This is a genomic window from Geodermatophilus sp. SYSU D00700, from assembly GCF_054050255.1.
This window is the reverse complement of record NZ_JBJGZA010000003.1, coordinates 23,615-35,735: the sequence shown is the minus strand read 5'-3', so window position 1 is coordinate 35,735 and position 12,121 is coordinate 23,615. Positions and strand designations below refer to the sequence as shown.

General features: G+C 75.6%; 15 protein-coding genes. 8 read left to right on the top strand and 7 right to left on the bottom strand.

The features are described from left to right. Positions 1–114: 114 nt before the first annotated feature. The 3 genes from ACI79V_RS03470 to ppgK form a co-directional block, all read right to left on the bottom strand. A complete protein-coding gene (locus tag ACI79V_RS03470; RefSeq protein ID WP_456874674.1) occupies positions 115–339 on the bottom strand; it encodes a DUF7455 domain-containing protein in 225 nt (74 codons plus the stop codon). A 472-nt stretch (positions 340–811) separates the two neighbouring features. After that, positions 812–2,185: an RNA polymerase sigma factor gene (locus ACI79V_RS03465; RefSeq protein ID WP_456886842.1), complete on the bottom strand. Its 1,374-nt coding sequence runs from the start codon at positions 2,183–2,185 to the stop codon at positions 812–814. A 254-nt stretch (positions 2,186–2,439) separates the two neighbouring features. Beyond that, positions 2,440–3,183, bottom strand: a complete 744-nt coding sequence (ppgK, locus tag ACI79V_RS03460) for a polyphosphate--glucose phosphotransferase (protein ID WP_456886840.1) — start codon at positions 3,181–3,183, stop codon at positions 2,440–2,442. Between the two features lie 60 nt (positions 3,184–3,243). On the opposite strand from ppgK, the gene ACI79V_RS03455 reads away from it, so the two are divergent. Beyond that, positions 3,244–4,059, top strand: a complete 816-nt coding sequence (locus tag ACI79V_RS03455; RefSeq protein WP_456886839.1) for an inositol monophosphatase family protein — start codon at positions 3,244–3,246, stop codon at positions 4,057–4,059. Between the two features lie 19 nt (positions 4,060–4,078). Here the strand turns inward: ACI79V_RS03455 and ACI79V_RS03450 are convergent, their stop codons facing one another. Together ACI79V_RS03450 and ACI79V_RS03445 are read right to left on the bottom strand one after the other, a co-directional pair. Further along, complete coding sequence (locus ACI79V_RS03450) at positions 4,079–4,621, bottom strand: LytR C-terminal domain-containing protein (protein WP_456886838.1); 543 nt, start codon at positions 4,619–4,621, stop codon at positions 4,079–4,081. 70 nt (positions 4,622–4,691) lie between these two features. Beyond that, the gene (locus tag ACI79V_RS03445) at positions 4,692–5,735 is read right to left on the bottom strand and encodes a phosphotransferase family protein (protein ID WP_456886836.1); all 1,044 of its coding nucleotides are present in this window, start codon (positions 5,733–5,735) and stop codon (positions 4,692–4,694) included. A gap of 294 nt (positions 5,736–6,029) precedes the next feature. Here ACI79V_RS03445 and ACI79V_RS03440 point away from each other — a divergent pair, with 294 nt between their 5' ends. The 7 genes from ACI79V_RS03440 to ACI79V_RS03410 all read left to right on the top strand — a co-directional run bounded on the left by ACI79V_RS03440 (position 6,030) and on the right by ACI79V_RS03410 (position 10,721). Further along, a complete protein-coding gene (locus ACI79V_RS03440; RefSeq protein WP_075015036.1) occupies positions 6,030–6,332 on the top strand; it encodes a DUF4193 domain-containing protein in 303 nt (100 codons plus the stop codon). A 136-nt stretch (positions 6,333–6,468) separates the two neighbouring features. Next, positions 6,469–7,374, top strand: a complete 906-nt coding sequence (locus ACI79V_RS03435; RefSeq protein WP_456886834.1) for a hypothetical protein — start codon at positions 6,469–6,471, stop codon at positions 7,372–7,374. A gap of 22 nt (positions 7,375–7,396) precedes the next feature. Next, positions 7,397–7,885: a dUTP diphosphatase gene (gene dut, locus ACI79V_RS03430; protein ID WP_456886832.1), complete on the top strand. Its 489-nt coding sequence runs from the start codon at positions 7,397–7,399 to the stop codon at positions 7,883–7,885. Between the two features lies 1 nt (position 7,886). Next, the gene (locus ACI79V_RS03425; protein ID WP_456886830.1) at positions 7,887–8,666 is read left to right on the top strand and encodes a DUF3710 domain-containing protein; all 780 of its coding nucleotides are present in this window, start codon (positions 7,887–7,889) and stop codon (positions 8,664–8,666) included. Further along, positions 8,663–9,460: an alpha/beta hydrolase family protein gene (locus tag ACI79V_RS03420; RefSeq protein WP_456886829.1), complete on the top strand. Its 798-nt coding sequence runs from the start codon at positions 8,663–8,665 to the stop codon at positions 9,458–9,460. The genes ACI79V_RS03425 and ACI79V_RS03420 overlap by 4 nt, the downstream gene beginning before the upstream one ends. 20 nt (positions 9,461–9,480) lie before the next feature. Further along, positions 9,481–9,858, top strand: coding sequence for an OB-fold nucleic acid binding domain-containing protein (locus tag ACI79V_RS03415; protein WP_456874684.1), 378 nt, complete (start codon positions 9,481–9,483; stop codon positions 9,856–9,858). A gap of 80 nt (positions 9,859–9,938) precedes the next feature. Beyond that, positions 9,939–10,721 carry a DUF3159 domain-containing protein gene (locus ACI79V_RS03410; RefSeq protein ID WP_456886827.1) on the top strand — a complete coding sequence of 261 codons (783 nt, stop codon included), beginning with the start codon at positions 9,939–9,941 and terminating at the stop codon, positions 10,719–10,721. Between the two features lie 9 nt (positions 10,722–10,730). Here ACI79V_RS03410 and ACI79V_RS03405 read toward each other — a convergent pair whose 3' ends face one another. Together ACI79V_RS03405 and ACI79V_RS03400 are read right to left on the bottom strand one after the other, a co-directional pair. Further along, a complete protein-coding gene (locus ACI79V_RS03405) occupies positions 10,731–11,396 on the bottom strand; it encodes a potassium channel family protein (RefSeq protein ID WP_456874687.1) in 666 nt (221 codons plus the stop codon). Beyond that, on the bottom strand, positions 11,396–12,106 hold the full coding sequence (locus tag ACI79V_RS03400) for a potassium channel family protein (RefSeq protein ID WP_456886825.1): 711 nt from the start codon (positions 12,104–12,106) through the stop codon (positions 11,396–11,398). The genes ACI79V_RS03405 and ACI79V_RS03400 overlap by 1 nt, the downstream gene beginning before the upstream one ends. Positions 12,107–12,121 lie beyond the last annotated feature (15 nt).

Below are 12,121 nucleotides of genomic sequence, written 5' to 3'. Positions count from 1 at the left end.
GGGTCCCCGGGAACGACGGAGCCGCCGGGTCCCCGTACGCGCGAGGCGATACGGGGACGCCGGCGGCGGCGTCGGGTGAGGGCTTCATCGCTGGGAGCGACGATAGCGCCTCCGTCAGTTCGTGAGGCGCTGCTCGCCGTCGGTCTCGATGATGTCGACGGCGATGTCGCGGAGCTTGGACTCGTACTCGCGAGCGTGGTGCCCGCAGAAGACGAGGTCGCTACCGCTGGCGAGCACGACACGCACCTTGGCCAGTGCGCCGCACCGGTCGCAGTGGAAGGGCACGACCAGGTCGTCGGCGGCGGGGGTCGTCGTCAGCGTCTGGGTCATCTGGGTCATCACTCGCTCTCTACCGCACGGACCCGCGGCTGCGGATCGGCCTCCTGCACAGCGCCAGGATGGATCCTCCTGTTCCCGTGCCTCCCGTCACGGCGGCCGACTCGCCGGTCGTGGTGAGCCGGTGGCCGCTGGGACTGGTGGGGGGTTCAGCAGGGACGTCACTGGGTGGTGCTGGTCTGTCAGTTCGTGGTGCTGGTGGTGCCGGTGCGCCGGATGGCTTCCGGCTGCCGTGGGTCCGCTGCTGTCTCGACGTCCTCCACGCTACGCCGTCTACCCGGCCGGTGCCGCGGTACACCGCGTCGTCCGCCCGGCAGGGTGAGATCGTGACCATCCCGCAACGCGGCCGGAACACACACCGGCACGACGGCCCCCGACCGCTGGGGTCGGGGGCCGTGGCGGCCTGCTGGAACGGCCTCCTCGCAGGGGACCGGCCCGAGCGGAGCGAGGGCCGGGGGGCGAGGAGGTCCTTCGCCTAGTCCAGGTAGTCGCGCAGCACCTGGGAGCGGCTGGGGTGGCGCAGCTTCGACATCGTCTTGGACTCGATCTGGCGGATCCGCTCGCGGGTCACGCCGTAGACCTGGCCGATCTCGTCGAGCGTGCGCGGCTGACCGTCGGTGAGGCCGAACCGCAGCCGGACGACGCCGGCCTCCCGCTCGGAGAGGGTCTGCAGCACGCTGGTCAGCTGGTCCTGCATCAGGGTGAAGCTGACCGCGTCGACCGCGACGACCGCCTCGGAGTCCTCGATGAAGTCACCGAGCTGGCTGTCGCCCTCGTCGCCGATGGTCTGGTCGAGGCTGATGGGCTCCCGGGCGTACTGCTGGATCTCCAGCACCTTGTCCGGGGTGATGTCCATCTCCTTGGCCAGCTCCTCCGGGGTGGGCTCGCGGCCCAGGTCCTGGAGCAGCTCGCGCTGGATGCGGCCGAGCTTGTTGATGACCTCGACCATGTGCACCGGGATGCGGATGGTGCGGGCCTGGTCGGCCATGGCGCGGGTGATGGCCTGCCGGATCCACCAGGTGGCGTACGTGGAGAACTTGTAGCCCTTGGTGTAGTCGAACTTCTCGACGGCGCGGATGAGGCCGAGGTTGCCCTCCTGGATGAGGTCCAGGAACGCCATGCCGCGGCCGGTGTAGCGCTTGGCGAGGGAGACCACCAGGCGGAGGTTGGCCTCCAGCAGGTGGTTCTTGGCGCGCTCGCCGTCACGGATGATCCAGTTGAGGTCGCGGCGCATCTGCGGGGAGAGCTTCTGGCCCTCCTCCTCGACCTGGCGCATCCGCTCCGCGGCGTAGAGGCCGGCCTCGATGCGCTTGGCGAGGTCGACCTCCTCCTCGGCGTTGAGCAGGGCGACCTTGCCGATCTGCTTGAGGTAGGCGCGGACCGAGTCGGCCGAGGCGGTGAGCTCGGCGTCCTTGCGGGCCTGCCGGAGCGCCTCGGACTCCTCCTCGTCGTCCCACTCGAAGTCGCCGCCCTCGGCGGCGGCCTCCTCGGCGGCCGGGACCTCGGCGGGCTCGGCGCCGTCCGGACCGGCGACCACGGTCTCGTCGAGGGTGAGGCCCTCGGCGCCGGCGTCGATCACCGCGACGGCGGAGTCGTCGGTGGCGACCGCGGTCAGCACCGTGCCCTCACCGGCGCCCGGGGAGGGGCTGATGCTCGGCTTGGCGGCGCTCTTGGTGCTCGTCGCGGCGGGCTTGGCCGAGGTCCTCTTCCGGGCGGCGGGCTTGGTGGTCCCGCCGTCGGTGACCCCCACGGGGGTGCTAGTCCGGGAGGGCCGGGTGCTCGCGGCCACCGTCCGGGAGCGGGTGCTGCTCGCGGCCTCGGTGTCCGGTGCAGGCTTGTCGGCGGGCACTCAGGGTTCCTTCCCGTGCTCGGTGCGTTCCCCGGGAGCAGTGTGGTTCCCGGGTAGCGGCCCTTGCCGTCGGCCGGTGACCGGGGGCCCCGGGGACCGGCGCGGTGTTTGGCCGCGGGGGGGAGGGGGGATGACTCCCGGCTGGGTGGTGACGGGCTGGGGCTCCTCCATTGTAACGGCGTGACGCCGTGTGACCAGCGCCTCGAACGGCGCCCGGTCGCCCGGAAGGGTCGGCTCGCGATCCGCGTCCCGGCTCAGGGCTCCAGCCGCTCGGCGGCGGCCAGGGCGGCCCCCACGATGCCCGCGTCGTTCTGCAGCTGCGCCGGCACCACGGGCGTGCGCGTCGACAGCAGCGGCACCCACTTGTGCGCCTTCTTGCTCACGCCGCCGCCGACGATGATCAGGTCCGGCCAGACGCTGCCCTCGAGGACGTCGAGGTAGCGGTCCACCCGCTTGGCCCACTGCGGGTAGCTGAGCTCCTCCCGGTCCTTCGCGGCGGCAGACGCCTTCTTCTCGCCGTCGTGGCCGTCGACCTGGATGTGGCCGAACTCGGTGTTGGGCACCAGGTGCCCGTCGACGAACAGCGCGCTGCCGATGCCGGTGCCGAACGTGAGCAGCAGGACGACGCCCTGCCGGTCACGGCCGGCGCCGTAGCGCATCTCGGCCAGCCCCGCGGCGTCGGCGTCGTTGAGCGTCTCGACCGTGCCCGGCACCAGCGCGCTCAGCCCGGCGTCGACGTCGGTGCCGATCCAGCCCTTGTCCATGTTGGCCGCGGTGTGCGCCACGCCGCGCTTCATGACGCCGGGGTAGGTGACGCCGATCCGCCCGGTCCAGCCGAAGGACTCCACGATCCCCACGACGACGTCGTAGACGGCCGCCGGCGACGAGGGCTGCGGTGTCTCCACGCGGATGCGCTCCCCGACGAGGGCTCCCTCCTCGAGGTCGACCAGGCACCCCTTGATGCCGCTGCCGCCGATGTCCACGCCGAACCCCTGCACGGCGGCCACAGTAGTGACCGGCGCCGCACGCGGCCGGGGGGCTCGGGCAGGATCGCCCGGGTGAGTGCCCCCGCGTCACCCGTGGCCCTGCTCGACCTGGCCGTCGCCACCGCCCGGGAGGCGGCCGCGCTGGTCACCCGTGAGCGGGGCTCGGCCGCGGCCGCCGTCGACGTCAAGTCCAGCCCCACCGACGTCGTCACCGCCGTCGACACCGCGGCCGAGCGGCTGATCACCGACCGGCTGCTCGGCGCCCGGCCCGGCGACGGCCTGCTCGGGGAGGAGGGCGCCGACCGCGCGGGCACCAGCGGCGTGCGCTGGGTGGTCGACCCGATCGACGGGACGGTCAACTTCCTCTACGGCCTGCGCGGGTACGCGGTGTCGATCGCCGCCCAGGCCGACGGCGTCACCGTGGCCGGGGCGGTCCTCGACGTCCCCACCGGGGACCTGTTCACCGCCACGGCCGGCGGCGGGGCCTTCCTCTCCACGCGCGAGGCGCCCGCGCCGGTGCGACTGTCCGGCAACCGCCCGCGGGAGCTCGGGCAGACGCTCGTGGCCACCGGGTTCGGCTACCGGGTGGAGCAGCGCCGGGCGCAGGGCGCGGTCCTCGCGCAGCTGCTGCCCGAGGTGCGCGACATCCGCCGGTACGGCTGCGCGTCGCTGGACCTCTGCGCCGCGGCGGCCGGGCGGGTGGACGCGTACTACGAGCTGGACCTCAAGCCGTGGGACCACGCCGCCGGCGCGCTGGTCGCCGCCGAGGCGGGCCTGGTGGTCACCGGGCTGCCCGGGCGGCCGTTCGCCGAGCCGATGGCGGTCGCCGTCCCGGAGACCGTGGCCGAGCCGCTGCTGGCGCTGCTCGACCGGCTGCACGACTCCTGATCGGGACCTCGGAGCGCCTCTATGCCTCCGAGCAGGCGGCCTCGGCGCTGGCGATCGGGCTGAGGGTCGCGGCGACCTGCTCCGGCGGGGCCAGCCCGGCGAAGTCCGGGCCGATCACCAGGTCGACCTGGGCGGTGGCCCGGGTGTCGAGGAACGTGCCGGCCCCGGGCAGGAACAGCACCAGGTAGCGGGCCGCCTCGTCGCCGCGGGGACCGTGCCGCACCTCGCCGCTCCCGGTCACCTCGCGCTCGGAGGGGTCGTTGGCGACCTCCTCGACGACGAACCCGCGCCCCTGCAGCTCGGCGGCGACCTCCTGGGCGAGCCCGGCGCGGTCGGTGGCGTTGAAGACGCGCACCGACAGCGTGCTCGGGTCCAGCGACGGCGGCGCCGCCTCGGCGGTGGCGCAGGCGGCCTCGTCGGCCTCCGCGCGGTTGCCCTCGTCGGAGAGCACCTTCCACCACACGCCCAGGGCGGCGAGGGCCAGGACGAGCAGGAAGACCAGCGGCGGCACCGGGCGGCGGTCGCGGCGCCGCACCGGAGGGCTGTCGGTGGTGGTGCTCACGCTCGTCCTCCTCGGCGCCCGCCCGGACCGGACCGGCGGGTCGCGCGGAGTCTAGGCGGGGCCGCCGACCTCAGAGGACACCGTCCTCCAGCGCGGCGCGTCCCAGCTCGACGCACGGGTCGATGCGGTCGGCGTACCCGGAGGTGTCCTTGCCCGCCATGGCGCCGGCCGCCGAGCGGGCGACGATGCCGGCGACGATCGCCGCGAACTTGAAGTAGGCGAACCCGACGTACCAGGTGAGATCGCCGAGGTCGAGCCCGCTGCGGTCGGCGTAGCGGTCGGCGACCTCGCGGCGGGTGGGGAACCCGGGCAGCGTCGTCACCGGGCTGAGCACCGGCCGGGTCTCGCCGGCCTCGGGCCAGTAGACGAACAGCATCCCGATGTCGGTGAGCGGGTCGCCCAGTGTCGACATCTCCCAGTCGAGGACCGCACGGATGCCGCCGGGGCGCTGCGGGTCGAGCAGGCAGTTGTCCAGCCGGTAGTCGCCGTGGACGATGCCGTGGCGCTGGGTGGCCGGGACGGTCTCGGCCAGCCGGGCGGCGAGGGCGTCCATCTGCGGGCGGTCGCGGTCACGGGTGGCGTCCCACTGCCTGCTCCAGCGGCGCACCTGCCGGGCGAGGAAGCCCTCCGGCCGGCCGAAGTCGCCCAGCCCGACCGCCTGGTGGTCGACCGAGTGCAGGTCGGCGAGCACGTCGACCAGCCCGTCGCCGATGGCCCGGCGCTGCTCCGGCCGGTCGGCGTAGCCCTCCGGCAGCTCGTTGACCACGTGCAGGCCCACCACCCGCTCCATGACGTAGAACGGCGCGCCCAGGACCCCGGGGTCGGTGCACAGGTGCAGCGTCCGCGGCACCGGGACGTCGGTCGGCCCGAGCGCGCTGATCACCCGGTGCTCGCGCGCCATGTCGTGCGCCGTGGCCAGCACCGCGCCGGTGGGCGGGCGGCGCAGGATCACCGCGTCGTCGGCCGTGCCGCCGGCCGGCGTGACCACGTACGTGAGGTTGGACATGCCGGCGGCGATCAGCTCGATGGTCACCTCGCGCCAGCGCTCGTCGCCCAGGGCGGAGGCCAGGTACGGACCGACGACGGCGGGGTCAGCTCCCACGGCACTCGACACGGGCCGCAGGGTAACCTCCGGCACTCCGCCTCCCGACCCGCCCGCCGGGGCTCCGACCCCGGCCGGGCGCCGCCCGGCGTGTCCACGGCCTCCGGGCGGGCACAAACCGGGGCCGCACGGCGTTGGGGGGCTGCCGGTCCCGCACCGGGACGACCGTCGGGTCGCTCCGGAGCAGGTCCGGACCGTGACCAGCGGCCGTCCCCGTCGGCCGCACAGGACGGTGGCGCACCCCGCCGCCGTCGGACGAAGCGGGCGCGTTCCGCCCGCGAGAACCCCGGAGGAGGGGCACACCCCATGGCCACCGACTACGACGCCCCGCGACGCAACGAGGCCGACGAGCTCGGCGAGGACTCGCTCGAGGAGCTCAAGGCGCGGCGTGCCGAGGCCCAGTCCAGCTCGGTCGACGTCGACGAGACGGACTTCAACGAGAGCCTCGAGCTGCCCGGTGCGGACCTGTCCAACGAGGAGCTGACCGTCCGCGTCCTGCCCAAGCAGGAGGACGAGTTCACCTGCTCGCGGTGCTTCCTCGTGCAGCACCGCAGCCGCCTGGCCGCCACCCGCGGCGGCGAGAACTACTGCCGCGACTGCGCGGCCTGACGAAGGACCCCCTTGCCCCCCACCCCTCGCGAGCTCGGGGCGGGACCCTGCAAGGGGGCCGTTCCAGCACGTCACGTGGCTCGGGGTGGGACCCTGCAGGGGAGGCGCGGCGGGACGCACGGGGAGGGAGCAGCCGATGACCGGGTACAGCGGGCGCACCGGCGCACCCAGGGACGTCCCGCCGCCACGGCCGGTCCAGCGGCCGGCCGACCCCGGCCCCCCGGAGGACGGCCCGGCCTGGCTGGACGCCGACACCGGCCTGGGCCGCGCTGCCCGCGCACTGGCCGACGCCGTCTCCGGCCTGCTCGGCGGGACCGACGACGACACCGCTGCCCCTGACGGCTCCCGGCGGTCGGCCGCCGGCCTGCTGCTCGACGTCGTCGGCGCCCTCTCCGCCGCGGCCACCCGCCGCGGGGACCCGCCCGGCAGCACGGCTCCGGCCGGGGACGACGGCGACCGCGGCCTCGGCCCGGTCCTGGGCGAGCTGCTCGCCACCGCCGCGCCCCGGTTGCCCATCCGCGACGCCGCCCGGTTGCGCGCGGCCCACCCCGGGCGCACCGACGAGGAGATCGCCGACGCGCTGACCACCCGGGCGGCCCGGCTGACCACCGCCGTGGGGGCGGCCACCGGCGGCCTGTTCGCGGCGCAGTGGCTCGCTCCCGCCTCGCTGGTCGCCCTGCCGCTGGAGCTGGGCGCCGAGACGCTGCTGACCGCCGGCGTCGAGGTGGTGCTGATCAGCGAGCTGCACGAGCTCCACGGGCGGCCCGCCGTCGGCACCGACCGCGAGCGGGCCGCCGCCTACCTCGCGAGCTGGACCTCGCAGCGCGCCGTCGAGGGCGGCGAGCGCCAGGGCATGGGCGTGGTGCTCGGCACGGCGGGGCTGCGGACGCTCAGCCGCCAGCTCACCCGCCGGCTGGCGCGCAACCTCGGGGCGGCCGCACCCCTCCTGATCGGCGCCGCGATCGGGGGCCGCGGCAACCTCAAGGCCACGGAGAACCTGGCCCGGCGCGTCCGGGCCGACCTGCGGCGGCACCGGGCCTGAGCCCGCGATTACTGTCGCGGTCGTGGTCGAGCCCCCCGCCGTGCCCCCCGCCGTCGACGTCCCGGTGCGGCTGACCGCGCCCGGCGCGACGCCGCCGCACTACGCCCTGCCCGGCGACGCGGGGGCCGACCTCACCCTCACCGACGACGTCGAGCTCGCCCCGCTCCAGCGGGCGCTGGTGGGCACCGGCGTGGCCGTGGCGATCCCCGAGGGCTACGCCGGTTTCGTGCACCCGCGCTCGGGCCTGGCCGCGCGGCACGGGCTGAGCCTGGTCAACGCGCCGGGCACCATCGACGCCGGCTACCGCGGTGAGATCAAGGTCAACCTGGTCAACCTCGACCCGGACACGACGGTGACCCTGCGGCGCGGCGAGCGGGTGGCCCAGCTGGTGGTGCAGCCGGTGGTGCGGGCCCGCTTCCTGCCGGTCGACGAGCTGCCGGCCAGCATCCGCGGCGAGGGCGGCCACGGGTCCACCGGCCGCGCCGCCCGGCCGGTGGCAGAGGAGGCCTGAGATGCCCTTCGGACGACGGCGCAACCGGATCGACCGCAGCCTGCGCGAGCGCGGCGTGCCGCCCGAGCCCCAGCACCGTGAGCGGGAGGTCGAGGAGACCACCGGCCCCTACGACCTCGCCGACGCCCCCGACGACGGCCGGCCCCGGGTCGACCTCGGTGCGCTGCGGCTGCCCGCCGTCCCGGGCACCGAGCTGCGGGTCGACCTCAACCAGCAGCAGAAGGTCGTCGGCGCGACGCTGCGCCACGGCGACTCGCTGCTGCAGGTCTCGGCCTTCGCCGCACCCCGGGCCGCCGGCATCTGGGACGACGTCCGCGCCGACCTCGCCACGAGCGCGTCGGGCCAGGGCGGGCGGCTCACCGAGGTCGAGGGCCCGTTCGGCCCCGAGCTGGCCGGCACCGTCCTCGTCACGCCGCCCCCGCAGCCGGGCGGTCCACCGCCCAAGCCGCAGCGGCGGGCGGCCCGCTTCCTGGGCGTCGACGGCCCGCGCTGGTTCCTGCGCGGGATGATCAGCGGCCCGGCCGTCGAGGACCCCGACGCGGCCGCGCTCCTCGAGGACGCCTTCCGCCAGATCGTCGTCGTCCGCGGCACCGATCCGATGCCGGTGCGCGAGCAGCTGCCGCTCACCCTGCCGCCGCAGGCCGCCGCGCAGCTCGCCCGCCAGCAGCAGGCGGCCCAGCAGCAGGCAGCCCAGCGGCCCGGAGCGCCGCGGCCGGCAGCGCCCCGGCCGGCGCCGCAGGGCGGCCCGCCGCAGCCGCCGGCTCCCGGCCCGGCCGCGTGAGCCCGCGGACGATCCCCTACGGGCCGCACCCGGACCAGTTCCTCGAGCTGACGCTGCCGGCTGCCGCGGACGACCCGGCGCCCGTCGCCGTCGTCCTGCACGGCGGCTTCTGGCGCGCGGCGTACGGCGTCGAGCTGGCCCGCCCGCTGGCCGCCGACCTCGCCGCGGCGGGCTGGGCGGCGGTCGCCGTCGAGTACCGGCGGGTGGGCGCGGGCGGCGGCTGGCCGGCCACGCTGGAGGACGTCGCCGCCGCACTCGACGCGCTGGCCGACCTGGCCCCGAGCGACCGGCTCGACCTCGCCGACGTGACCGTCGTCGGCCACTCGGCCGGCGGGCACCTCGCCGCCTGGGCCGCCGGGCGCGGGCGGCTCCCCGACGGCGCGCCGGGCGCGCGGCCGCGGGTGCGGGTGACCGCGGCGGTGCTGCAGGCGGGCGTGGTCGACCTGGACCGGGCCGCGGAGCGGTCGCTGGGCCGCCGGGCGGCGCAGGAGTTCCTCGGCGGCGAGCCCGGGGAGGTGCCCGGCCGCTACGCCGCCGCCGACCCCGTGCGGCTGCTGCCCACCGGCGCCGACGTCCTGTGCGTGCACGGCACCGACGACGACGTCGTGCCACCCGAGCAGAGCGAGCGCTACGCGGCGGCGGCGACGGCGGCCGGCGACCGGGTGCAGGTGCGCCTGGTGGCAGGCGGTCACCTCGAGCCGATCGACCCGGCCGGGGAGGCGTGGGCGGTGGTCCGCGCGTGGCTCGAGCAGCGCCGCGACGACCCGGGCGACGGCCGGCGTCCGAGCCCCTGATGCCGGATTACGCTGGACACGTGACACAGACGCGTCCCGGCGGCTGGCTCGCGCGCACCCTGCAGCGGCTGACCGCCGACGACTCCACGATCGACGCGCTGGAGCTGCGCGCCGAGACCGACCGCGCCGGCTGCGAGCTGGTCAGCGCCTGCCGCAAGGGAGCCGTGGTCACCGTGACCGGCCGGCTCAAGTCGGTCGTCTACACCCCGCGCGAGACCGTCCCCACCCTGGAGGCCGAGCTGTTCGACGGCTCGGGCTCGGTCACCCTCGTGTGGCTCGGCCGCCGGCGCATCCCGGGCATCGAGCCCGGGCGGTCGCTGACCGCGCGCGGACGCTTCGCCTCCTTCGACGGGCGCAAGGTCATCTACAACCCCTGGTACGAGCTGAGCGCGGGGTGACGGCGCCGGCCCACGACGACGGCCGGCGTGAGCCCGGGGGACCAGCAGCGCAGGAGGAGACCGGGGACGACGGCCCGGCCGTGACCTTCGACCGCCACCTCGTGCTCGAGCAGCTCGGTGGCTGGCGCGGGATGGTCGACGCGTCCCTGCCGACCGTGGCGTTCATCGTCGCCAACGCGATCGGTGGCCTGCGCACCGGTGTGTGGTTCGCGATCGGCGCCGCCGTCCTGGTGCTGGTCTTCCGCCTGGTCCGCCGCGAGAGCGTGCAGCAGGCGTTCAGCGGCCTGTTCGGCGTGGCGATCGCCGTCGCGATCGCGGCCGCGTCCGGGCAGGCCCGCAACTACTTCGTGCCCGGGATCATCCGCAACGCCGTCATCGGCGTCGTCCTGCTGGGGTCGGTGCCGCTGCGCTGGCCCCTGGTCGGCGTCCTCGCCGAGTTCCTCGCCCCGAGCCACCTGGGCTCCATGGCCGCGCACTCCCTGCCCGGGCTGCGGCGGCGGGTCGGCACCGCCCGGGCCCGGCTGCAGCACGGGTCGGCGCCGGCCCCGGAGACCGGGCCGGAGCCCGGGCCCGCGGCCGCGCAGCGCCCGACCGACCCCGCCCCCGAGCGGCACTGGCGCGACGACCCCCGCGTGGTCCGCGCCTACGGCTGGCTGACCGTGCTGTGGGCGCTGACCTTCCTGCTGCGGGTCGCGGTGCAGACGCCGCTGTACCTCGCCAACGAGGAGGACCTGCTCGGCGTCGCCTCGCTCGTGCTCGGCCTGCCGGTGACCGCGGCGGCGCTCGCGGTCACCCTCTGGGTGATCGCCCGCCTGCACCGGCACCGCGTGGAGGACGGGGCCGGACCGCCGCCACCGCACTGAGCGCGCGGGTCACACCATGTGGGGGGAGAGCACCTGCTGCAGCTGCTCCTCGACGTCGGCGTGGGTGATGAACAGCAGCTCGTCGCCGACCTCGAGCGGCTCGTCGGGGCTCGGCGTGATGACCCGGTCGCCGCGCAGCAGGGCGGTGAGCACCGTCTCGCGGGGCAGCGGCACCTCGCCCAGCGGCCGGCCGGCCCACGGGGTGTCCTCGGCGAGGGTGATCTCCACCAGCGTCGCCGCGCCCTTGCGGAAGCTCATCAGCCGGACGACGTCGCCGACGGTCACCGCCTCCTCGACCAGCGCGGCGAGCACCCGCGGCGTGGAGACGGCGACGTCGACGCCCCAGGCCTCGGTGTAGAGCCACTCGTTGCGCGGGTCCTTGACCCGGGCCACGACGCGGTTGACGGCGAACTCGGTCTTGGCCAGCAGCGAGACGACGAGGTTGGCCTTGTCGTCGCCGGTGGCCGCGACGACGACGTCGCAGGTGGCCAGCTGCGCCTCCTCGAGGGAGGACACCTCGCAGGCGTCGGCCTGCACCCACTCCGCGCCGGGCACCGAGCGGGTGCGGACCTTCCGGCCGTCCTTCTCGATGAGCATCACGGTGTGCCCGTTGGACAGCAGCTCCCCGGCGATCGACCGGCCGACCGCGCCGGCCCCGACGATGGCGACCCGCATCAGACCCTGCCTCCCTCGGGGTGCTCGACGGCCTGGTGAACGCGGTCGGAGATCTGGTCGGTGGCGGCGACCACGAGCTGGTCGCCGTCCTGCAGGACGGTGTTGGCCGTCAGCAGCTGCGACTCGCCGAAGCGGACCAGCCAGGCGGCCCGGGCGCCGCAGGCGGCCTCCAGCTCGGCGACCTTGCGGCCCACCCAGCCGTCGGTGACGGTCACCCGCATCAGCAGCACCTTGCCGGTGGGCTCGCGCCAGATCTCGCTGACCTTGACCGACAGCAGCTCGCGCATGAGCCGGTTCACCGTCCAGGGCACCGTGGCCACGCTCGGGATGCCCATGCGCTCGTACACCTCGGCCCGCTTGGAGTCGTAGATCCGGGCGACGACGTGCTGGACGCCGAAGGTCTCCCGGGCGACGCGGGCGCTGATGATGTTGGAGTTGTCCCCGCTGCTCACCGCGGCGAAGGCCCCGGCCGAGTCGATGCCGGCGTCGAGGAGCACCTGCCGGTCGAAGCCCAGGCCGGTCACCTGGCGGCCGCTGAACTCCGGGCCCAGCCGGCGGAACGCCTCGGGGTCCTGGTCGATGACCGCGACGCTGTGACCGATCTCCTCCAGCCGCCGCGCGATCGCCGAGCCGACACGGCCGCAGCCCATGACGACCACGTGCACGTGTCGCTCCTGCCACTCGCTCGCGGGCGCCGTCCGCCCGCTCACCGGGCGCGAAGCTAC

Bases quoted from the DNA above. Each gene is read 5' to 3' on its own strand.
- ACI79V_RS03440 (WP_075015036.1), top strand. From the start codon at position 6,030: ATGGCCACCGACTACGACGCCCCGCGACGCAACGAGGCCGACGAGCTC.
- ACI79V_RS03470 (WP_456874674.1), bottom strand. From the start codon at position 339: ATGACCCAGATGACCCAGACGCTGACGACGACCCCCGCCGCCGACGAC.
- ACI79V_RS03435 (WP_456886834.1), top strand. From the start codon at position 6,469: ATGACCGGGTACAGCGGGCGCACCGGCGCACCCAGGGACGTCCCGCCG.
- ACI79V_RS03405 (WP_456874687.1), bottom strand. From the start codon at position 11,396: ATGCGGGTCGCCATCGTCGGGGCCGGCGCGGTCGGCCGGTCGATCGCC.
- ACI79V_RS03425 (WP_456886830.1), top strand. From the start codon at position 7,887: ATGCCCTTCGGACGACGGCGCAACCGGATCGACCGCAGCCTGCGCGAG.